Source organism: Duganella qianjiadongensis (genome assembly GCF_009857915.1).
GTDB classification, from domain to species: Bacteria; Pseudomonadota; Gammaproteobacteria; order Burkholderiales; family Burkholderiaceae_D; genus Rugamonas; species Rugamonas qianjiadongensis.
Map to the genome: position 1 here is coordinate 1 of NZ_WWCM01000031.1, position 20562 is coordinate 20562.

Annotated in this window: 20 protein-coding genes and 1 rRNA gene; 10 read left to right on the forward strand and 11 right to left on the reverse strand. The window is 58.0% G+C overall.

Features of this window, described 5'->3' with window-relative positions; translation table 11 throughout:
• Nucleotides 1-1004: 1004 nt before the first annotated feature.
• Genes GTP27_RS22395 through GTP27_RS22405 form a run of 3 tightly spaced genes read left to right on the forward strand, consistent with a single transcriptional unit; the run spans nucleotide 1005 to nucleotide 2115 of the window.
• Nucleotides 1005-1412 (forward strand): phiTE_015 family protein, encoded by a 408-nt coding sequence (locus GTP27_RS22395; RefSeq protein WP_161041314.1) that lies wholly within the window; start codon nucleotides 1005-1007, stop codon nucleotides 1410-1412.
• Nucleotides 1412-1606: a DUF1653 domain-containing protein gene (locus GTP27_RS22400; protein WP_161041315.1), complete on the forward strand. Its 195-nt coding sequence runs from the start codon at nucleotides 1412-1414 to the stop codon at nucleotides 1604-1606. The genes GTP27_RS22395 and GTP27_RS22400 overlap by 1 nt, the downstream gene beginning before the upstream one ends.
• Before the next feature lie 59 nt (nucleotides 1607-1665).
• A complete protein-coding gene (locus GTP27_RS22405; protein WP_161041316.1) occupies nucleotides 1666-2115 on the forward strand; it encodes a hypothetical protein in 450 nt (149 codons plus the stop codon).
• 94 nt (nucleotides 2116-2209) lie between these two features.
• Here the strand turns inward: GTP27_RS22405 and GTP27_RS22410 are convergent, their stop codons facing one another.
• Nucleotides 2210-3703 (reverse strand): leucyl aminopeptidase, encoded by a 1494-nt coding sequence (locus GTP27_RS22410; protein ID WP_161041317.1) that lies wholly within the window; start codon nucleotides 3701-3703, stop codon nucleotides 2210-2212.
• A gap of 108 nt (nucleotides 3704-3811) precedes the next feature.
• On the opposite strand from GTP27_RS22410, the gene lptF reads away from it, so the two are divergent.
• The 3 genes from lptF to GTP27_RS22425 are packed head-to-tail and all read left to right on the forward strand — an operon-like array spanning nucleotide 3812 to nucleotide 6500.
• Nucleotides 3812-4948 carry an LPS export ABC transporter permease LptF gene (lptF, locus tag GTP27_RS22415; RefSeq protein WP_161041318.1) on the forward strand — a complete coding sequence of 379 codons (1137 nt, stop codon included), beginning with the start codon at nucleotides 3812-3814 and terminating at the stop codon, nucleotides 4946-4948.
• Nucleotides 4945-6114 (forward strand): LPS export ABC transporter permease LptG, encoded by a 1170-nt coding sequence (lptG, locus tag GTP27_RS22420; protein WP_161041319.1) that lies wholly within the window; start codon nucleotides 4945-4947, stop codon nucleotides 6112-6114. Before lptF ends, lptG begins: the two co-directional genes overlap by 4 nt.
• 14 nt (nucleotides 6115-6128) lie before the next feature.
• Nucleotides 6129-6500 (forward strand): sirohydrochlorin chelatase, encoded by a 372-nt coding sequence (locus GTP27_RS22425; RefSeq protein WP_161041320.1) that lies wholly within the window; start codon nucleotides 6129-6131, stop codon nucleotides 6498-6500.
• A 12-nt stretch (nucleotides 6501-6512) separates the two neighbouring features.
• Here GTP27_RS22425 and GTP27_RS22430 read toward each other — a convergent pair whose 3' ends face one another.
• The 7 genes from GTP27_RS22430 to GTP27_RS22460 are packed head-to-tail and all read right to left on the reverse strand — an operon-like array spanning nucleotide 6513 to nucleotide 13457.
• Nucleotides 6513-7304, reverse strand: coding sequence for a glutaminyl-peptide cyclotransferase (locus tag GTP27_RS22430; RefSeq protein ID WP_161041321.1), 792 nt, complete (start codon nucleotides 7302-7304; stop codon nucleotides 6513-6515).
• A gap of 39 nt (nucleotides 7305-7343) precedes the next feature.
• On the reverse strand, nucleotides 7344-8117 hold the full coding sequence (gene cobA / locus GTP27_RS22435) for a uroporphyrinogen-III C-methyltransferase (protein WP_161041322.1): 774 nt from the start codon (nucleotides 8115-8117) through the stop codon (nucleotides 7344-7346).
• A gap of 24 nt (nucleotides 8118-8141) precedes the next feature.
• Complete coding sequence (locus tag GTP27_RS22440) at nucleotides 8142-9461, reverse strand: sulfate adenylyltransferase subunit 1 (RefSeq protein ID WP_161041323.1); 1320 nt, start codon at nucleotides 9459-9461, stop codon at nucleotides 8142-8144.
• On the reverse strand, nucleotides 9461-10393 hold the full coding sequence (gene cysD, locus GTP27_RS22445; RefSeq protein WP_161041324.1) for a sulfate adenylyltransferase subunit CysD: 933 nt from the start codon (nucleotides 10391-10393) through the stop codon (nucleotides 9461-9463). The genes GTP27_RS22440 and cysD overlap by 1 nt, the downstream gene beginning before the upstream one ends.
• A 48-nt stretch (nucleotides 10394-10441) precedes the next feature.
• Nucleotides 10442-11161 (reverse strand): phosphoadenylyl-sulfate reductase, encoded by a 720-nt coding sequence (locus GTP27_RS22450; protein WP_161041325.1) that lies wholly within the window; start codon nucleotides 11159-11161, stop codon nucleotides 10442-10444.
• Nucleotides 11162-11170: 9 nt separating this feature from the next.
• Nucleotides 11171-11773, reverse strand: a complete 603-nt coding sequence (locus GTP27_RS22455; RefSeq protein WP_161041326.1) for a DUF934 domain-containing protein — start codon at nucleotides 11771-11773, stop codon at nucleotides 11171-11173.
• Nucleotides 11766-13457: a nitrite/sulfite reductase gene (locus GTP27_RS22460; RefSeq protein ID WP_161041327.1), complete on the reverse strand. Its 1692-nt coding sequence runs from the start codon at nucleotides 13455-13457 to the stop codon at nucleotides 11766-11768. The genes GTP27_RS22455 and GTP27_RS22460 overlap by 8 nt, the downstream gene beginning before the upstream one ends.
• 153 nt (nucleotides 13458-13610) lie before the next feature.
• Between GTP27_RS22460 and GTP27_RS22465 the strand changes: the two genes are divergently transcribed.
• The 3 genes from GTP27_RS22465 to GTP27_RS22475 all read left to right on the forward strand — a co-directional run bounded on the left by GTP27_RS22465 (nucleotide 13611) and on the right by GTP27_RS22475 (nucleotide 16495).
• On the forward strand, nucleotides 13611-14552 hold the full coding sequence (locus GTP27_RS22465) for a CysB family HTH-type transcriptional regulator (protein WP_161041328.1): 942 nt from the start codon (nucleotides 13611-13613) through the stop codon (nucleotides 14550-14552).
• A 14-nt stretch (nucleotides 14553-14566) separates the two neighbouring features.
• The gene (locus GTP27_RS22470) at nucleotides 14567-15220 is read left to right on the forward strand and encodes a class I SAM-dependent methyltransferase (protein WP_161041329.1); all 654 of its coding nucleotides are present in this window, start codon (nucleotides 14567-14569) and stop codon (nucleotides 15218-15220) included.
• A 183-nt stretch (nucleotides 15221-15403) separates the two neighbouring features.
• On the forward strand, nucleotides 15404-16495 hold the full coding sequence (locus GTP27_RS22475; protein WP_503826533.1) for a porin: 1092 nt from the start codon (nucleotides 15404-15406) through the stop codon (nucleotides 16493-16495).
• Here GTP27_RS22475 and GTP27_RS22480 read toward each other — a convergent pair.
• The 3 genes from GTP27_RS22480 to GTP27_RS22490 form a co-directional block, all read right to left on the reverse strand.
• Nucleotides 16492-17658: a sensor histidine kinase gene (locus GTP27_RS22480; RefSeq protein ID WP_161041330.1), complete on the reverse strand. Its 1167-nt coding sequence runs from the start codon at nucleotides 17656-17658 to the stop codon at nucleotides 16492-16494. The two genes, GTP27_RS22475 and GTP27_RS22480, sit on opposite strands and share 4 nt — an antisense overlap.
• A gap of 91 nt (nucleotides 17659-17749) precedes the next feature.
• Nucleotides 17750-18511 (reverse strand): LytR/AlgR family response regulator transcription factor, encoded by a 762-nt coding sequence (locus tag GTP27_RS22485; protein WP_161041331.1) that lies wholly within the window; start codon nucleotides 18509-18511, stop codon nucleotides 17750-17752.
• Nucleotides 18512-18570: 59 nt separating this feature from the next.
• On the reverse strand, nucleotides 18571-19914 hold the full coding sequence (locus GTP27_RS22490; RefSeq protein WP_161041332.1) for a sensor histidine kinase: 1344 nt from the start codon (nucleotides 19912-19914) through the stop codon (nucleotides 18571-18573).
• A gap of 534 nt (nucleotides 19915-20448) precedes the next feature.
• Between GTP27_RS22490 and GTP27_RS22495 the strand changes: the two genes are divergently transcribed.
• A 16S ribosomal RNA gene (locus GTP27_RS22495) occupies nucleotides 20449-20562 on the forward strand; the annotation flags it as partial.

A 20562-nucleotide genomic window follows, 5' to 3' on the forward strand; every position in this document is an offset into this window, starting at 1 on the left:
AGATGCCGCAGCGAACTTGGAAGATGGCAGCAAACCAGTTTGCCATTCTGTTTGGGGAACGCTTCACCAACGCGATTAATTAACTACGAACCGCGACCCCGGCACACAAAATTCCTGACAGGTCCGTGTGCTGGCTAGCTTTTTTGCTGTCTTTATGTCCTGTTTCTGGCTTTTCTTTGACCCGCCAACTAAAAGAACGATAATTTGATTGCCGCGTTGTGTGAAGTAAATTCACCACCCGCCGCCGACGTGAATACGGAGTTCTGACACGCCGCCTCCAACTGACTCCACATCGCCCATCAGACCTAGTTCTAGCCGCTTTAGGCGCGCTACTAGCAGGCCTCGGATCACGCTATCTTGCAGGCTGGTTAGCCAACTGGTGAACTCTGGCAGGGGCTTTAACGTATACATGGGAGTAGTGTAATTGTTCGATTACACTTGCACAAGCAAATGCGACTCACTGTATTGTGTGTTTCAGTTCGCTGGTACGAGCGAATACCAATTCTACGAGACGGCAAGTATGGTCTTTCGAGATATTTTGATATGCCAAGAGACATCAATCAACTTTGCCACGTAGCTCATTTTATCGTGATGATCTTTGTTGCGGCGCAGTTCGGGCGGTTGAATTTATGCGCGCATCTTACCGCATCTACCGAGTCTAGGTTGATGTTGTTGAATTAACCAGTTTTGTAAAAAAACATGGGAAATCGCTTTGTGCGTGGCGAGGGGAAGGCTAAAATGCAGCAAATCGCTGAAAAGTGAAAAAAAATTTCTGAAAATGTCTCGTCGTTGTCAAAAATGAACGGAATATGCAGACATCGCCAGGAAAAAAGAAATATACTATTGTAAATTCATAAGAGAACTAGTTTTTCTTGTAGGCAATAAAAAAATATCAAGTACTGCGCATATTTCTATGTTGTAAAAGAATAATAAATGGTACTATATGGAAATTACTTGTGGTTTTAATAGTGAATTGCGCGTAGCGCATTTGCAAAGGATGAAAAATGCGAGCTGCATTTGAAGCATGGGCACAGAAAGACGGTCACATCGTCCGACGTCGCGAAGATAAACCTGATGAATACCTGGTCTTTGAGACTCAGCGCCGCTGGGTGATCTGGCAGGCTGCACTAGCCCACGGCAAAGCGCCTGGTGGCCGCAAAACTGCTGCCCAGAAAGAAGCTGAAGCGCAGGAAAAAGCCAAGCAGGCCGTGCAGCGCGCACCTGCGATTGCACAGAATGACGCCGCGGTGCGTAACCAGGTTCTGAACGAAGTGCTGGATGCGTTTTCGTCGCTCGGTGGTGCTGGTGGTCTGGACGATATCCTGAAAGTAGTGCAGGGTCTGAAACAGAAACAGGATGGTATTGCCGAACAGCCCGTTAAAACGGCTGAACGCGTGCATCACAACGCCTGATGGTGCAACGCTACAGGCATTACAAAGGTGGCCTCTACGAGCTGGTGTGTGAGGCCACCCAGGAAGCAGATCTCCGTCCAGTCATCGTGTATCGCGCCGCGAACGGCACAGTCTGGACCCGTCCCAAAGATGTATTCTTCGAACTCGTCGAGGTCGATGGCGTGAAAGTACCCCGCTTTACGCCGCTTGATTGAGCCTTTGCTTTTCCGCTACCCTGCTACACTGGTGTGACCGAAGATCCTTCTGGGCCACCATGTTCTATCGCTTATTCCCTGTTACTGCCGCTACGCTCGCCGTGCTGGCATTGTCTGGCTGCGCCACGCTGACGGAAAATACCGAACAATCCGTGCTGGTGCAGACCGTGCTCGACCATCGCCAGATTGCTGGCGTGGGCTGTGTGCTGTCGAACGATGTGGGCAGATGGTTTGTCACCACGCCCGCGCGCATCAGTCTGCGCAAGAGCGCCAGCCCGCTGCGTATCGATTGCAAGCAGGATGGCGCTGGCTGGGCTTATGAGAAAGTCGATTCCAAAGCCAATAGCAGCTTGTGGGGCAATCTGGTGCTGACGGCTGGCGTGGGCTATTTCGTCGATAAGAATACCGGCGCCGGTTATGAATATCCTGCCACGCTGACGGTGCTGATGCGCCCGGCGGTAGAACGCGAGGTGGCGCCGCCGCCGGCGGCCGGCGTGACGCTGTACTGAAGCTTGGTACGAAGCGTAGTAATTAAAAAGGCCCGCGCTAGCGGGCCTTGTGCTATCTGGTAGTCTGCCTTGGCAGACCGGCCAGTGCCGGCGATCAGGTGCGGTTGATCAGGAAGTTGGTCAGCAGCGGTACCGGACGGCCGGTGGCACCTTTGGCGCCGCCCGATTTCCATGCCGTGCCGGCGATATCCAGATGGGCCCAGGTGTACTTGCGGGTGAAGTTTTCCAGGAAGGCCGCGGCCGTGCAGGAGGCGCCGCCCGGCGTGCCGATGTTGGCCAGATCGGCGAAGTTGGATTTGAGCTGCTCGTTGTACTCTTCGCCGATAGGCAGGCGCCAGGCGGTATCGCTGGCAGCTTTGCCGGCGGCCAGCAGTTCCTCGGCCAGCTTGTTGTGGGCTTCGTCGTCACGGGTGAACAGGCCGCTCTTATGGTGGCCCAGCGCGATGATGCAGGCGCCCGTCAGGGTGGCGATGTCGACCACGGCGGCCGGATTGAAGCGCTCCGAGTAGGTCAGGGCATCGCACAGTACCAGACGGCCTTCGGCGTCGGTGTTGAGGATTTCGATGGTCAGACCGTTCATCGAGGTGACGATGTCGCCCGGCTTGGTAGCGCGGCCCGACGGCATGTTTTCGCAGGCGGCGATCACGCCGATTACGTTCAGCTTCAGATTCATTTCGCCGATGGCGCGGAAGGTGCCCAGCACCGAGGCAGCGCCGCCCATGTCGAATTTCATCTCGTCCATGCCTGGACCGGCTTTCAGCGAAATACCGCCGGTATCGAAGGTGATGCCTTTACCGACCAGCACCACGGGCGCATCCTTGGCTTTGCCGCCCATGTGTTTCAGGATGATGAATTTAGGTGGCTGTTCGCTGCCGTTGGTGACCGACAGGAAGCTGTTCATTTTCAGGGCTTCCAGCTGTTTGCGGTCCAGCACTTCCACCTCGAACTTGTAGTCCTTGCCCAGTTTTTTGGCAGTGTTAGCCAGATAGGTCGGGGTGCAGACATTGGCCGACAGGTTGGCCAGTTCTTTGGTCAGGTCCATGCCGTTGGCGATGGCAATAGCCTGTGCCAGTGCCAGCTTGGTGGCGGCAGTATTGGTCACGGCGAGAGCGATTTTCTTCACGCCGGCCGGCGCAGGATCTTTCTTGCTCTTCTGGCCGTCGGTGCGGAACACGCCTTCGTGAGCCGACTGCACCACGCAGCGGATAGCCCAGTTTACGTCGCGCTCTTTCACTTCCGTCATCGGCAGTGCGATAATAGCGTCGCTTGCACCCAGCGTCGCGAATACCTTGAGTGCAGCGGCCACGCCGGCGGCAAAGCTCTTTTCGCTGATGCTGTCTTCGCTGCCCAGACCTACCAGCAGTACGCGCTCGGCGCTGGCGCCTTTGACGCCGCGCAGCAGCAGGGTGCTGCCGGCTTTGCCGGAGATGTCACCAGACTTCAGCGCAGCGCTAATTTCGCCCGCAGCATCGAGTGCCTTGGCCGCTTGCGACAGCTTCTTGTTTTCGAAGACTGCAACGGCCACAACGCCGGCTTTGGCCGTAGCGATGGTGTTTTTTGTGTCGAATGCTTTTATGCTAAAGTCCATTTGATTCTCCGTGTCGTATACGAATTGCCAGCCCGTTATGCAGGCTGTTATTTAAACTGTGGCTCTGTGATGAGCCCAAACCCTTAACTACCGAATTATAAACTTCGAATGATCTTTCAACGCGCCTTACGTCGTGAAATGGCCAGTGCCGCCGGGGCCACCTTCACGGTGCTGTTCAGTGTCAGCGTCACCTGGACCCTGATCGGCGTCCTGGGTAAGGCTGCCGGCGGCAAGGTCGCGTCCAGCGACGTGATCGCGCTGATCGCTTTCGCCGCCTTGAATTATCTGCCAACTATCGTCATCCTCACCAGCTTTATTTCGGTGCTGATGGTGGTAACCCGTACCTACCGCGATTCGGAAATGGTGGTGTGGTTCGCCTCCGGCCTGAGCCTCACGCGCTGGATCAAACCGGTGCTCAGCTTCGGTTTGCCGCTGGTGCTGGTAACGGCTGGCCTGAGTTTTGTCGCCACGCCGTGGGCCCAGCTGAAAAGCTCGGAATATGTGGACCGCTTCGAAAAGCGCGAAGATTTGCAGAAAGTCTCGCCGGGGCAGTTCAAGGAATCGGCTTCGGCCAACCGGATATTCTTTGTCGAAGGCGTGGCCGGCGAAAAAGCCGTGGTGCAGAACGTATTCGTCAATACCGTCGATGAGCATGGCACCGCCGTGGTGGTGGCGCGCGAAGGGGTGATCAATATCGGCCCTAAAGGCGAGCGCTATCTGGTACTGAAAAACGGCCGTCGCTATCAGGGTACGCCGGGCCAGTCCGATTTCCAGACCATGGAATTCGAAAGCTACAGCATGCGCGTTACGCCGCGCAGCCAGGATCTCGATGCCGAGCGCAACATCAACGCCGTGCCGACCATGGAACTGCTGGCCGATAATTCCAATCTGGCCCGCGCCGAACTGCTGTGGCGCATCGCTTCGCCGGCCACCTGTCTGATCCTGATACTGCTGGCGATCCCGCTGGGCTTCGTCAATCCCCGTGCGGGCAGCTCGGCCAACCTGATCATCGCGCTGCTGATCTTCTTCAGCTATAGCAATCTGGTGAAGCTGGTCGAGGCCAGCGTCAAACAGGGCAAAGCCAGCTTCGTCATGTCGTGGTGGCCGCTGCACCTGATCGCGCTGCTGCTGGTGGTCATCCTGTTTGCATGGCGTCTGAATCTGAACCACCGTTATCACCCGCTGGCCTTGCTGTCGGCTCTGAAGCGCCATCGCGCCGCCGACAAGAAAGCCGAACTCCAATGAAAATCCTGCAACGCTATTTTGCGATCTCCATTCTGCAGGCGGTCGCCTTTGTGCTGGTGGCCTTTCTGGCTCTGCAGGCCTTTATGGACCTGACGGGCGAGCTGCCCTCGGTCGGCAAGAATGGCTACTCGATTCAGTATGCCTTCCTGTATGTGCTGGTGCAGTTGCCGGGCCATGTGTACGAAGTGATGCCGCTGGCTGCGCTGATCGGCACCATCTATACCATGGCGCAGTTTGCCGCCACCTCCGAGTTCACCATCATGCGGGCATCCAGTATGTCTACCGGCATGGTGGCGTGGATGCTGGCCAAAATCGGTCTGGTGCTAGTGCTGATCACGTTTATCTTCGGTGAAGTGATTACTCCGCGTACGGCGCCTATCGCCGAAAAAATCAAGCTGACGGCGCGCGGTGCGGCAATTTCGTCGGAATTCCGCTCCGGCCTATGGACCAAGGATATCGTCAAATCGGAAGGCATGCAGGGGGCGGTGATCGGCTCGCGCTTCTTCAACGTCAAGAAGGTGCAGCCGGACGGTACGCTGGTGGGCGTCAAGCTGTACGAGTTCGATAACGAGTTGCGCCTGCGTTCGATCACGCTGGCGGCTACAGCTTCCTTCAAGGGGAATAATCTGTGGCAGATGACGGATGTGACGGAAAACCTGTTCACCAATCCGGCCCTGCTGAAACCGGGCAGTGTGGCCACGCTGGAAAATAACTTCGCACAGGACACCAGCATGATCAGTACATCCAAGCTGGCGACCAAGGATCTGCTGTCCGAAGTGACGCCGCGCATACTGGCGGTGGCTGGCTCCGATCCGGACCGCATGTCGGCAGCGGAACTGGCCGCCTATACGCGCCACCTGCAGGAAAACAAGCAGGAGACCGAGCGCTTCAAGATCGCATTCTGGAAAAAGCTATTCGATCCGCTGGCCATCTTCGTGCTGATGGCGCTGGCGCTGCCGTTCGGTTATCTGCATACGCGTGCCGGTGGCGTCAGCCTGAAAATTTTCATCGGCATTATGATCGGCGTGAGCTTCCTGCTGGTGAACACACTGTTCTCTCATCTGGGGATGCTGAGCACCTGGCCTGCCGTGATTACGGCAATCGCACCTAGCATATTGTTCCTGCTGCTGGCGCTATGGGCGCTGTGGTGGGTGGAACGGCATTAAGGATGGATGTAGAAATGACCCGAGCACTGGTATTGTTTGCCCATGGCGCACGCTCTGCTGCGTGGGCTGTCCCGTTTGAAAAGCTGCGCGACCTGACGCAGGCCCGGTTGCCTGAAGTGCAGGTGCGGCTGGGCTTTCTCGAGCTGATGTCGCCGCGCCTGCCGGAACTGGTGGCGGAACTGGCTACCGGCGGTGTCACCCAGGTGACGGTGGTGCCGGTGTTTCTGGGCCAGGGTGGCCATGTGATGCGCGACTTGCCGTTAATGGTTGAGGAACTGCGCAGCAGCTATCCGCATATCGCCATTAATGTGGTGCAGGCGGCAGGCGAGAACGCTGCCGTGCTCAATGCCTTGTCCGATTACTGCGTCGCTGCGCTGCCGTTTTAAATCTGAACCGGCTTATTTGCGCGGCACCAGCTTGATTTCGTATAGCTTGGGCCACAGCTTGCCCGTGACGAACAGGCGCTTTTTCTCGGCATCGTAGGCGATGCCATTCAAGACATTTTCGCCGTTCAGGCCCATGCCGGCGGCCGGATAGAGCTTGGCCAGATCGATCCAGCCGGTGATCTTGCCGGTCGCGGGATCGATGCGGGCGATGGTGCTGGTGTGCCAGATGTTGGCGAAGATTTCGTCACCCACCACTTCCAGCTCGTTGAGCTGATCGACGGCAATGCCGTCCGCGGTCACTTTTACGCGCCGCACTTCGAGGAAGGTTTTGGGGTCGAGGAAGCGCAGCGTGGCCGTGCCATCGCTCATGATCAGTTCTTTGCCGTTCTGCGTCAGGCCCCAGCCTTCGCCCGGATAAACGAACTGGCTGCGCATTTCAAAGGTGGCCAGATCGAACACAAAGCCGGTCTGGGTCTGCCAGGTAAGGCCTACCAGGGTATTGCCCCATACCGTCAGGCCCTCGCCAAAATACTGCGGCGGAATGTCCTTGCTTTGCAGGACAGCGCCAGTTTCCAGATTCACCTTGCGGATGGACGATTTGCCATTCAGGCCGGTGCTCTCGTACAGGAAGCCGTCGCGGTATAGCAGGCCTTCGGTGAAGGCCTGCGGATCATGCGGATAGCTGCGCACCACCTTGAAATCGTAGGTGGGGAGAGCGGCATGCGCCTCCAGCGGCAGCAGGGCCGCGGCGAACAGGGCAAACGAATAGCGGGTGGTGGCGTATGACTTGCGCAGAAAATCCATTGTGACCTCGGTTGGTAGCAATGGATATTCTATTACGGATCAGGCGCGGCGTTGCTGAGGTTTTGCTTCGGTGGCGAATGCGCTGCTGCTATCGGCATCGTACTGGTGGGCGCGCATCTGCATGGCCTCGCCCAGCATCACCAGCACGGGGCCATGAGCGGCGCCCAGACCTTGCGCCAGCGAAGCGATGGTGAGACGGCGGATATGCTGGTCGGGACGGCTGCAGTTTTCGATCACCACCACCGGCGTAGCGGGATGGCGGCCTTGTGCCAGCAGGCGTTCTGCCGTGGCGATGGCTTCGCGTCCCCCCATATACTGCACCAGCGTGTCGGTGTCGGGGATGGCATCGTGCTCGCTCAGCTCCGGCGCCGTGGACGAGGTGAAGAAGGCCACGCTGCGCGCTACGCCGCGTTTGGTCAGCGGCTGTTTGCTGGCTGCTGCGGCGGCCAGTGCGGTAGTAATGCCGGGCACCACTTCCACTTCGATGCCGGCTTCTTCCAGCGCGCGCAGCTCTTCATCGGCACGGCCGAACAGCATCGGGTCGCCGCCTTTCAGACGTACCACCAGCGGAAATTTTTTGGCGTTATCGACCATCTGCTTGTTGATGAACTGCTGCGCCGTGGAGAGCTGGCCGCAGCGTTTGCCGACCAGGATTTTTTCCGCTTGCGGGCACAGTTCCAGCATTTCGTCGGTGACCAGAGCGTCGTGCAGCACCACGTCCGCTTGCGCCAGCAGGCGCGCGCCACGTAGGGTGATCAGATCCTGCGCGCCGGGACCGGCGCCGATCAGATAGACTTTTCCGAATGCTGGCATGCTGTGCTCCTTGCTGCGGTTTGCTTAGTCGGCCAGACGGATCATGCCCGCTGCTACCGTCTGGTGGGTGACTTCATCGATCAGGATGAAGGCGCCGGTGGCACGGATATCGGCGTAGGCATCGGCGGCCAGCGGCTGCTGGACTGTCAGGCCGATACGGGCGATATCGTTGAGCTTCAGGCCTTCCGCGCTGTGGCGCTGCTGGGTGTTGATGTCCAGCAGAGATTCGATAGCGGTGATCTTGGCCGAAGTCTGTTTAGTGCCGTGCTTGATCCAGTATTTGCGGCGCAGATCGAGTGCTTCGTCCGACATCCAGCAGACGTCTGCTTTCAGCTGCTTGAGCAGGGTGGCCGGCTGGTCGGCGCCGGCCAGCATGTCGCCGCGCGAAATGTCGAGGTATTCGTTCAGCAGCAGGGTGATGGACTGGCCTACCACGGCCGACTGGTGCGAGCCTTCCAGCGTCAGAATGTCTTTCACGGTGGCGCTCTGGCCCGAAGGCTGTACTACCAGCTTGTCGCCCACCGACACTTTACCGGCTTCGATACGGCCCATATAGCCGCGGAAGTCGTTGGCTTCGTGGCCGTTGTGGCGTGCCACCAGCTGTACCGGGAAGCGGAACGGCGCAGCGTGCGATTCGTCGTACACCGAGAGCGATTCCAGCAGCTCGATCAGGGTGGGGCCCTGATACCAGTCCAGCTTCTCGCTCTTGTCCACCACGTTGTCGCCGGTCAGGGCGGACAGTGGAATCGGCGTGATGTCTTTCAGGCCCAGCGTGGCGGCGAATTCGCCATAAGCCTTGACGATGCGGTCGTAGATGCTCTGGTCGTAGTTCACCAGATCCATCTTGTTGACGGCCACGATCACGTGCTCGATCTGCAGCAGGTGGGCGATGGTCGAGTGGCGCTTGGTCTGGATCAGCAGATCCACACCGCCATCTTCGCGCAGCTTCACTTTCGACACGTCGATCAGGATGATCACGGCATCGGCAGTGGAAGCGCCTGTCACCATATTGCGGGTGTACTGCTCGTGGCCCGGCGTATCGGCAATGATGAATTTGCGTTTAGGCGTGGCGAAGTAGCGGTAGGCCACGTCGATGGTAATGCCCTGTTCGCGCTCGGCCTCCAGACCGTCCGTCAGCAGCGACAGGTCGACCGTGTCGCCTACCGTGCGCTTGTGCTTGGAGCGCGACATGGCGTCCAGCTGGTCGGCGAAAATGCCTTTGCTGTCGAACAGCAGGCGGCCGATCAGGGTGGATTTGCCGTCATCGACGGAACCGGCGGTAATGAAGCGCAGCAGGCCTTTCTCGGTCTGGTCTGCGGCTTGGGTGTCTATGCGTGCGTTCATCAGAAGTATCCTGCTTTTTTACGTTTTTCCATCGATGCTTCGGAGGTCTGGTCATCCATACGGGTGGCGCCACGTTCGGTAATCTGGGTCACGGCCGTTTCGGCGATGATCTGCTCCACCGTGGCGGCATCGGACGATACCGGGCAGGTGCAGGAGATGTCGCCCACGGTACGGAAGCGCACCACTTGCGTTTCCACCGTTTCGCCTTCGCGTGCCGGGGTCAGATCGGTCAGCGGCACCAGCAGGCCGTTACGGGGAATGACCTGACGCTCGTGAGCGAAGTAGATCGGCGGCAGTTCCAGTTTTTCGCGGGCGATATACTGCCACACATCGAGTTCGGTCCAGTTGGAGATGGGGAACACGCGCATGTTCTCGCCCGGATGGACGCGGGTGTTATACAGGTCCCACAGTTCCGGACGCTGCGATTTCGGATCCCACTGGCCGAATTCGTCGCGGAAGGAGAAGATGCGCTCCTTGGCGCGGGCTTTTTCTTCATCGCGGCGGGCGCCGCCTATGCAGGCGTCGAAGCCGTGTTCGGCGATGGTTTCCAGCAGCGTCACGGCCTGCGCAGCGTTGCGCGAATCCGTTTGCGGGTTACGCAGACGTACCGTGCCTTTCTTGATCGAGTCTTCCACCGAACCCACGATCAGGCGCTCGCCCAGTTCGGCCACGCGCTTGTCGCGGAAGGTGATCACTTCCGGGAAGTTGTGGCCGGTGTCGACGTGCACCAGCGGGAAGGGGAATTTACCGGGGCGGAAAGCTTTTTCCGCGAGGCGCAGCAGCACCACCGAGTCTTTACCGCCCGAGAACAGCAGGGCAGGGTTGCTGCATTCGGCCGCGACTTCGCGCAGGATGTGGATCGCTTCCGATTCCAGAGCATCGAGGTGGCGCGAGTTGACGTGCGCGGCGTGGTTTTCAACGAGAGCGTTCATTGCGATTGCCTATTTTTCTGTGTACTGGGTTTTCTATGGCGATGTAGCTTACGCCGCCACGGATTTAATGCGTATCAGTTTGCCGTCGACCATGTGCAGGCCGCACTCTTTCGAGTCGGGGTTCTCCCACCACCAGCGGCCAGCGCGCACATCTTCGCCCGGCTGGACAGCGCGGGTGCAAGGTTCGCAGCCTATCGAAGGGTAGCCCTGATCGTGCAGTGCGTTATATGGTACGCCATGGTTGCGCAGGTAGTCCCACACGTCCTGCTCCGACCAGTCGGCCAGCGGATTGAACTTGGTCATGCCGTGCGCCGGATCGTCTTCCTGCACATGCAGTTCGGCGCGGGTGGTGGACTGGGCGCGGCGCTGGCCGGTAACCCATGCCTTGTTGCCTGCCAGAGCGCGGCCCAGCGGCTCGACTTTGCGGATGCGGCAGCACTCGCGGCGCATGTCCACGCTGTCGTAGAAGGCATTCAGGCCATGCTGGGCTACGTAGCTTTCCACTGCTTGCGACTGCGGGCGATATAGGGCGATCTCGTAGCCATTGTAGTGCTGCTTGACGCGCTCCAGCATGTCCAGCGTTTCCTTGTGCAGACGGCCGGTTTCCAGCGAGAAGATGCCGATATCGAGCTTGGCCTTCAGGATCAGGTCGGTCAGCACCATGTCTTCGGCGGCCAGACTGGAGGCGAAAACAGCCGGGCTGAATTCGGCCGCAATGCGGGCCAGCGTGGCGCTGGTGTCGGCGATTTTCTGGTTCAAGTCAGTCATGGCGCGTCCTCAGATACCGAAGCCGGCATCGCCGCTATTGACACCGACGTTACGGGTGTGGCGGCGGAACAGCGGTACTTTCTGATCGACCGAAGCCTGATAGGTTTCCGAGAAATCGGACAGACCTTTCAGTGCGTCATGAATATCGCGGTCGGCGCGCACGGCATAGGCGTCGAAGCCCACGCGCTGCATCGAGAACAGCTGATCGCGCAGCACGTCGCCGATAGCGCGCAGTTCGCCGCTCCAGCCCAGGCGGGTGCGCAGGTTGTAGGCGATGGAATAGCCTCGGCCATCGGTGAATTTCGGGAAGTCCACGGCGACCACGGCGAACTTGGCCAGATCGTCTTTGAGTGGCTCGGGACGCTCGTCGCTGGCGAACCAGACGCCGATTTCGCCGTTTGCAGCGCGTGCCAGCAGGGCCTCGCGCTGGGCGTTCCAGACTGCCACCGGCACAATGACTTTACCGGCAGGGACAGGCAGGGCAGCGATGTCTTCCGCTTCGGCCTTGACGCCTTCCGGCAGTTCCGGCGCGCGCAATACCTGCCACTGATCTTCGACGACGCTACGGCCTTTGATGATCTGGCGTGCGTTATTGGTGCTTACATCATGCATATTCATCCTCTCCTACCAGACGACCGGGTTCGACGATCGGCGTGGCGTACACAAATTCCTTGAACGGGGCGATGCCCAGGCGCTGGGCGCATTCGGCAAACGGTTCGCCCTCGGCGCGCTCGCGCACATACACTTGCAGCAGGCGGCCGATTACTTCCGGCATCTGCAGCGCCGAGAACGACGGGCCGATGATCTTGCCGATGGCGGCGTTGTTACCTTGCGCGCCGCCGATCGATACCTGATACCACTCGCTGCCATCCTTATCCACGCCGAGTACGCCGATGCCGCCCACGTGGTGGTGGCCGCAGGCGTTGATGCAGCCCGAAATATTGAGTTCGATATCGCCGATGTCGTGCTGGAAGTCGATGCTGTCGAAGCGCTCGGCAATGGCCGCCGCAATCGGAATCGATTTGGCATTGGCCAGCGAGCAGAAGTCGCCGCCGGGGCAGCAGATCATGTCGGTCAGCAGGCCGATGTTAGGCGTGGCCAGACCTTTGGCCTTGATCTGTTCCCACAGCGTGTACAGCTGCGACTGCTCTACGTCGGCCAGCACGATGTTCTGTTCGTGCGTGACGCGCAGCTCGCCGAAGCTGTATTTGTCGGCCAGATCGGCCATGAAGTCCATCTGTTCGGCGGTAGCGTCGCCCGGCGGCACGCCGGTCTTCTTCAGCGACAGCACCACGGCGGCGTAGCCGGCCTGCTTGTGCGCCTTGACGTTGCGCTTGACCCAGTTGTCAAACGCCTTGTTATCGGCGTGCGGCGCCAGATAGTCGATGTTGTTTAGCGCCTTGTAGGCATGCGGCTGGAAGTAATCGATCACGCGCTGCATTTCTTCCAGCGTCAGGGTTTCCGGACCATCTTTCAGGTCGGCCCATTCGGCTTCCACCTGACGGGTGAATTCTTCCACACCGATGGCCTTGAGCAGAATCTTGATACGGGCCTTGTACTTGTTGTCGCGGCGGCCGTACTGGTTGTAGACGCGCATCACGGCTTCCGTGTAGGTCAGCAGGTGCTGCCATGGCAGGAATTCGCGGATGACGCTGCCCAGAATAGGGGTACGGCCCATGCCGCCACCGGCCATGAATTTGAAGCCGATTTCGCCAGCTTCGTTACGCACCACGGTCAGGCCGATGTCGTGCACGGCAATCGCCGCACGGTCTTCTTCGGCGCCGTTGATGGCCACCTTGAATTTACGCGGCAGGGCGATGAATTCAGGGTGGAAGGTGGACCACTGGCGCAGCACTTCCGCATACGGACGGGGGTCGATAATCTCGTCAGCGGCAACACCGGCAAACGGGTCGGAGGTGGTATTGCGGATGCAGTTGCCCGAAGTCTGGATGGCGTGCATTTCCACCGAAGCCAGTTCGGTCAGGATGTCCGGGGTCCGCTCCAGCTCTACCCAGTTGAACTGGATGTTCTGGCGGGTGGTGAAGTGACCATAGCCGCGGTCGTACTTGCGGGCGATATGGGCAAACATGCGCATCTGTTTAGCGGCCAGCAGGCCGTAAGGCACGGCGATGCGCAGCATGTAGGCGTGGCGCTGCATATATAAGCCGTTTTGCAGGCGCAGCGGCAGGAATTCGGCTTCGGTCAGCTCATCGGCGAGACGGCGGCGTACCTGATCGCGGTACTGGGCAATGCGTTCACGGACGATGAGATGGTCATATTGGTCGTATTGATACATATTCTTCCTAGAAAGTCGCTGGCTAGAATCCCCAAACTAGCGCCAATAGTAATAAACTTCGTCTTTATTCCATACGACTTAGTCTTTATTTGCTTATATACGTATTGGGTATAAGCTAGAACACTTAATAATTAAGATGGGCCAGAACCTGCAATGAACCTACATCAACTGCGTTTCGTACGTGAAGCCGTGCGCCAGAATTACAACCTGACCGATGCTGCCAAGGCCCTGTTTACCTCGCAGCCGGGGGTGTCCAAGGCGATTATCGAGCTCGAGGAAGAGCTGGGGGTGGATATCTTTACCCGCCATGGCAAGCGTATCCGCGGCCTGACGGAGCCGGGCCGGCTGGTGCTGGGGTCGGTGGAACTGATTATGCAGGAAATCGACAGCCTGAAACGCATCGGTAAGGAATATGCGGCGCAGGACAGCGGCAGCTTTACCATCGCCACCACCCACACCCAGGCGCGTTACACACTGCCTAAAGTGGTGCAGGCCTTTATGGTGAAATTCCCCAAAGTCCGCTTATCTTTACTGCAAGGCAATCCCCAGCAGATTGCCGAGATGGTCCAGCGTGATCAGGCTGATCTGGCGATTGCCACCGAATCGATAGCGGAAATTAGTGGTCTGATAACTTTGCCATGTTATCAATGGGAACACGTGGTGGTGGTGCCGCCTGACCATCCTTTGTTGAAATCCCGGCAAGTAACGCTGGAAGAAATTGCCGCTTTCCCCATCATCACGTACGATAGCGCCTTCGCCGGCCGCAGCAAGATCGACCATGCGTTTTCCCTGCGTGGTCTGAAGCTGGACGTGTTGCTGGAAGCCATAGACGCCGATGTCATCAAAACCTATGTGGAACTGGGCATGGGCATAGGCATTATTGCCGGCATGGCGTTTGACCCGGAACGGGACAAGAATCTGCGCGCCATCCCTGTGGGCCATCTGTTCGGCATGAATGTGTCGCGGGTGGCGGTGAAGCAGGGCGCGTATCTGCGCAGCTATATATATACCTTCATCGAACTGCTGGCGCCTACGCTCAACCGTAAGCTGATCGAGCAGGCCATGAACGGTGAAAAAGAGCACTACGAACTATAAAGAGAAAGCATCCCATGATTACCAATCAGTTGGCACAATTTTATGCCGTCAACGCCGACAACTATGATCAGGTCTATGCGCAGGAAGAGCGCTTCGACGATCTGGACGACCTGCAGGAAATGGTGGCCGAGCTGTTTCAGGGCCATAAAGTGCTGGAGCTGGCCTGCGGCACGGCTTACTGGACAGATCTGATCGCCGAAGTGGCCGAATCCGTGCACGCCACCGATTTGCTGCCGGAAATGATAGAACTGGCCGAGACCCGCGGGCTGGACGAAGATGTGGTGACCTTCGGGGTGATGGACGCGTTTAATCTGCCCGATGGGCTGGAAGGCAAGTACACCGCCGTGTTTGCGGCAGGCCTGTGGGCCCATGTAAAACGCGAAGATCAGGAAAAATACCTGAAGACTCTGCGCGCCAAGCTGGGCAAGGATATCCTGCTGGTGCTGCTGGACGAATCCTATGTGGACGGCAATTCCATGGTGTTTGCCCGCACCGATGCCGAAGGTAACACCTTCCAGATTCTGACGGCGGATGACGGCCAGCGATACGAAATCATGAAAAATTACCTGACCGATAGCACCCTGCGTAAGCGTTTCGCGACGGCTGCGCGGCAGATCCGCGTGGAGCGTCTGGAATATTACTACCTGCTGAGCTGCCGCTTGAAGTAAGACAGAAGCAGGAATTTCCTTGAGAAATATCGACAAAAGCCGCTTTTAGCGGCTTTTTCTTTTATGACGTTGATTTGCAACAAAACATTCCATGTCACATTCCTGAAGCAATTGGCAGGCATGATGCCCCCGTAGATGCAAAACAAGCTTTACCTTCTATCAACTCATCAAAGAGATTTTCAAGTGAAAAAACTGACTCTGGCAGCAATGATCATCGGCGGTTTCGCCGCACAAGCCCAAGCTCAATCGAACGTTACGATTTACGGTCTGGTCGATGCAGGTCTGGTGAGCGAGCGCGGTGGCGCCGCCGGCAGTGTGACCAAGGTAACCAGCGGCATCGGCGGCCAGTCCCGTCTGGGCTTCCGCGGTACCGAAGATCTGGGCGGCGGTCTGTCGGCCATCTTCCAGCTGGAAACCGGCCTGAAAGTGGACGATGGTTCGCTGGACAACGCCAATAGCGCACTGTTCAACCGCCAATCGTTCGTCGGCCTGAAAAGCAAGGAAGCCGGCACCCTGACCATCGGCCGTCAGTACACCATGCTGTACAACGCCATGAGCCAGGTGGCTGATCCGTTCGGCGCCGGCTACGCTGGCAGCATCAAGAATCTGTTCCCTGCCGCTGGCGCCAACACCCGTACCAGCAATGCGCTGGTGTACGCTACGCCAGTGATGGAAGGCTTCAGCGCCGAAGCCCTGTACGCGCTGGGCGAGCAGGCTGGCAGCGCCACCGCTGGCCGCCAGTTCGGTCTGGGTCTGAACTACGCCCAGGGCCCGCTGAACGCCCGTCTGGTGTACAACAACCGTAACAACGACACCGCAGCGGTAGGCACCACCCCGGCCAAACTGCAAGACACCGGCCGCAACACCCTGCTGGCAGTGAACTACGACTTCCAGGTTGCCAAAGCTTACTTCGCTTACGGCGCTGATAAAGGCGTCAACAGCGCTGCTCTGCCAGTGGCCAATGCTTACGGCTACGCGGTAGCACCGAAAGCTAGCCTGGACAGCAACGACCTGCTGATCGGCGTATCGGTTCCTGTCGCTCCGGCCGGCACCATTCTGGCTTCGTATGTGCGCAAGAACGACAAGACGGCTAACAACCAGGACGCCGATCAGTGGGCTCTGGGCTATCTGTACTCGCTGTCGAAACGCACCAGCATGTATGTTGCTTACGCCAAGATCAAGAACAAGAACGGCGCTGGCTACACTGTTGGTAACAACAACGAAGCTGGTAGCGGCGACAAAGCCTTCAACGTCGGCGTACGCCACTCGTTCTAATCGGCAGTGGCGGGAGCCTGACTCGGCAGCGGCAGGCGGATGGAAATCCGTGTGCCGCCATCGCTGAGGATGGCGATCTCGCCATGCAGTGCCCGCACTCTCTCGCGCATCCCGAGCAGACCGAAAGCCATGGCCTTGTCCATGTCCTGCTCGGCGATGCCGCGTCCATCATCCTGTATTTCTATCTGCAGCTCATGCTGCTGGCGCTGGACCGACAGCAGTACCTTGCTGGCTTCCGCGTGACGGGAAATATTCGTTAGCGCTTCCTGTGCAATGCGGAAAATCGCCGTGGTATAGGCATCATCCATTATTAATTCTTCTTCATTGGCCTGCAGCTGGCAGGCGATGCCGTAGCGATTGACGAAATCGTGGCACAGGCTTTCCAGTGCGTAGTACAAGCCCCCTTCATCGAGTGCACGCGGACGCAGATTGCTGGCGATCCTGCGCAACGAGGTAATGGCCGACATCAGCAGTGTATCCATGCCGGTGAGTAGCTTGCGGGCAGCCGGGCCGTATTGTTGTGTGCGTTTTAGCAAAGCCAGATCGACGCGCAGCGTCGCCAGTAGCTGGCCTAAATCGTCGTGCAATTCCCGCGCGATGTATTTGCGCTCTTCTTCCCGTATGGTTTGCAGTGCAGCGGATAGTTCGCGCAGCTGGGCGTAGGACTGTTCAAGTTGTTCCTGCACCTGTTTGCGTTCGGTGATGTCGCGCAGGATGATGGTATAGATGCTGTGCTCGCCTTCGTTCAATGCAGAAATCGAACCTTCGAGCGGGAACAGCTGGCCATGGGAGCGCTGGCCTGTTACCAGATAGTCACCGGCGCGCCGGCCTTTCATGCGCAGGCGTATGCCGGTATTGCCGAAATAGCGTCCCGCTGTATTGTCGTGGTACTGGCGCTGGTCGCGCGGCAGGTAGTCCTGTAGCAGCGCGCCTTCCATGGCTTGCACTGTGGTATCGAACATGGCAGCAGCTGCCGGATTGGCATGCAGTATGCGTTGCTCTTCGTCTGTGGAAATGATTGCGTCACTGGCATGCTGGATGATGCTGCGGCTACGCTGCGATGCAGGGCCGTTGTTGCCGGCTGCCGGCCGCTGGCGCTGTAACCAGTAAAGCGCCAGTGTGATACCGGTGCTAAGCCATAACATGGTGCGGTTGCGAGCCATGGAGTTCTCCCTCGCGGCATGCACCGCGTGGCTCTACACTAGAGCAAGCGAGCCGCGGCAGTTTGCGCTGCCGCAGGCGTCGCTGGCCGGGCTACATCTGTTTGAATAGATGCAGGAAGCTGCGGCTTACTTCAAGGCGCTCGGAGCGGCCTTTGATCATGACCAGATGGCGGCCACGGATATCGCGCGTCACACCTTCGATGGCGTTGACATTGACCAGTGTGGCACGGTGGATCTGCCAGAACAGGGCTGGATCGAGCTCCTCTGCCAGGTCGCGTACCGGTTTGCGGATTAGAGCTTCATAGCGTTCCGTCTGGACGCAGGTGTATTTTTCATCCGAGCGGAAGAACAGGATTTCTTCTACCGGAATCATGCGCAGATCCTGACCGATGCTGGCCTGTATCCATTGCAGGTGAGCGGGCTTGGGCGCAGCGATTTTCTCCGCCAGTTGCGATAGCATGGCCGTGACGCTGGCATTCACATCGGCAGCTGGCTTGGAGAGGCGGGTCTTGAGGCGATCCACGGTAATCTGCAGACGCTCAGGCTCTGGTGGTTTGAGCACATAGTCCACGGCGCCCCGCTCGAAGGCCTCCACGGCATAGGCATCGTATGCGGTGACGAAGACGATATGGCTCTTGGTGCCGATGGCGCTGGCGGCCTCCATGCCGGTTTTGCCGGGCATGCGGATGTCGAGGAAAGTAAAGTCGGGCTTGAGCTGGTCGACCAGTTCGATGGCTTCGTCGCCATTTTTGGCTTCGCCTATGATGTCCAGTTCAGGCCAGACTTGACCGAGCCGCATCCGCAGCTGGTCGCGCATTAATCTCTCGTCGTCGGCAATAATTGCAGTAGGCATGTGGGCGTGCTCTTAGATGTTTTTTAGTTAAGCGATTATTCAACGAATCGCATTATTAATCAATTGTGTTTTTTGTCGGAAGACTGCGCCAGCTGGTACGGCACTTCGATGGTGGCAATCACGCCACTGGGGCTATTGGCCGCGATCAGTAGCTGGCCCTGATCGCCGTGCAGCAGTTTCAGGCGTTCGCGGATGGTCATCAGGCCCAGACCAGTTCCATCGCTAGGCACGGCGCCAAAGCCCAGACCATTATCGGTGACGATCACGCGCAGCTTGTTGTGGGCCACATCGGCGCGCACTTTCAACGTGCCGCCTTCGGGCTTGGCTTCAAGGCCGTGCTTGATGGCGTTTTCCACCATGGATTGCAGCATCATGGGCGGGAAGGCGGCAGTGCGCAAGCCTTCGGGAATGTCGAAGTCTACCGTCAGGCGTTCTTCCATGCGCATCTTGAGCAGGTTCAGATAGGCGAGCACCATGTCCGCTTCGCGGCCCAGATTGGTAATCAGGGTGTTGTCGCGCATTTGCGGCAGGACGGCACGCAGGTATTTGATCAGACTGCGCTGCATGGCCGAGGCGCGTGGCGGATCCGTTTCGATCAGGTGTTCGACCGAGGCCAGCGTGTTGAACAGGAAGTGCGGTTCTACCTGAGCCTGCATCATCTGCATTTTGGCTTCGCTCAGCTGGCGCTGCATGGATTCGCGTTCGGCTGCGGCGTTGGCATTCTGGGTTTCGGCTTCGGCCCGTTTTTTGCCGCCCATCAGTGCTTTGGTGCCGAACAGGGCCAGCACCAGCAGGGTCACGAAGCTCTTGAACCAGGTCGAGGCCTGACGGTGATAGCGGGTGACCTTCTGCTCGGCAGCATCGTCGACTGCTTCCTCGATAGCGTTCGACAGTTCTTCGCCGATCTGTGGTGGCAGGTCGATATGCACCTCTTCACCGGGCAGGGTGGGGAGGGCTGGTACAGAAGATGAGCTAGCTTTTCCCGATTTGCCGGCATGGCCTGCGCGGGCAGGCGGAGCTGGCTCGACCGGTTCCGCCGGCGGCGCTGCTTCGGCTGGTTCCGCGGCAGGTGCCGTCGGAGCGGATGGGGCGGAACTTTCACCATCTTTGTTGCGGATTTTTCCGCGTGGATTGAAGTGGATGCCGCTGTCATCAATCAGGATATTGGTGTCGCCGTTTTTACGTTTGGGCCGCTTTTCGTCATGGATTACTACTTCTTCGTCGGGGCCGGAGGAAAATAGCTCATCCTGCAGGATGGAACCGGCGATCAGCATCAGGATCGCAAAGACCAGAAACTTCCACCACGACAGCTGGGTTACCCAGGTTGCGACCGAATCGAAAAAGCGATGCAGCCAGATACCGGCGGCTTTGAGGCTTTCCTGGGTTTTAGGTGTAGGCAGCATATAAGCGGAGCACTCCTGAATTCAGTCTTTGTGGCAATTGGTCAGATGTTACAACTGTAACGAGGCAGGCCGATAGTTGCCAAGTGAATGCGACAGTCTGCATAAAAACGGGAGTGGGCGGTGAAAAACTGGATAAAAAGCCGGGCTTGCCGAAACCCGCTGTCATTTGCTATAGTTCGCCCCCTCGCAAAACAAGGCGTCGCTTAAAGCAGTGCCAAGTTAAACGGGTTGAAAAGTAGGGGTTGACGAAACGATTTAAACGCTTCATACTCTCGCTTCTCTGCTGCTGACAAACAAAACGATTTGTCGAAACGCAGCAAGCAGTACCAAAAAGTTCTTTAAAAATTCACAGTCGATAAGTGTGGACGTTTGATGAAAGTGCACACGAAGCTAGTCTTCGTGATACTTAAAAAATATTAAATGTTCACAAGAAATAAATGAAATAGGACGCTTCGTAAAAGAAGCGAACTGTCAGTATTTTGAGTGAGCGACCCAGCAGCAATGCTGGTGGCAGAAATGCCAAAAACAGAGATTAAACTGAAGAGTTTGATCCTGGCTCAGATTGAACGCTGGCGGCATGCCTTACACATGCAAGTCGAACGGCAGCACGGAGCTTGCTCTGGTGGCGAGTGGCGAACGGGTGAGTAA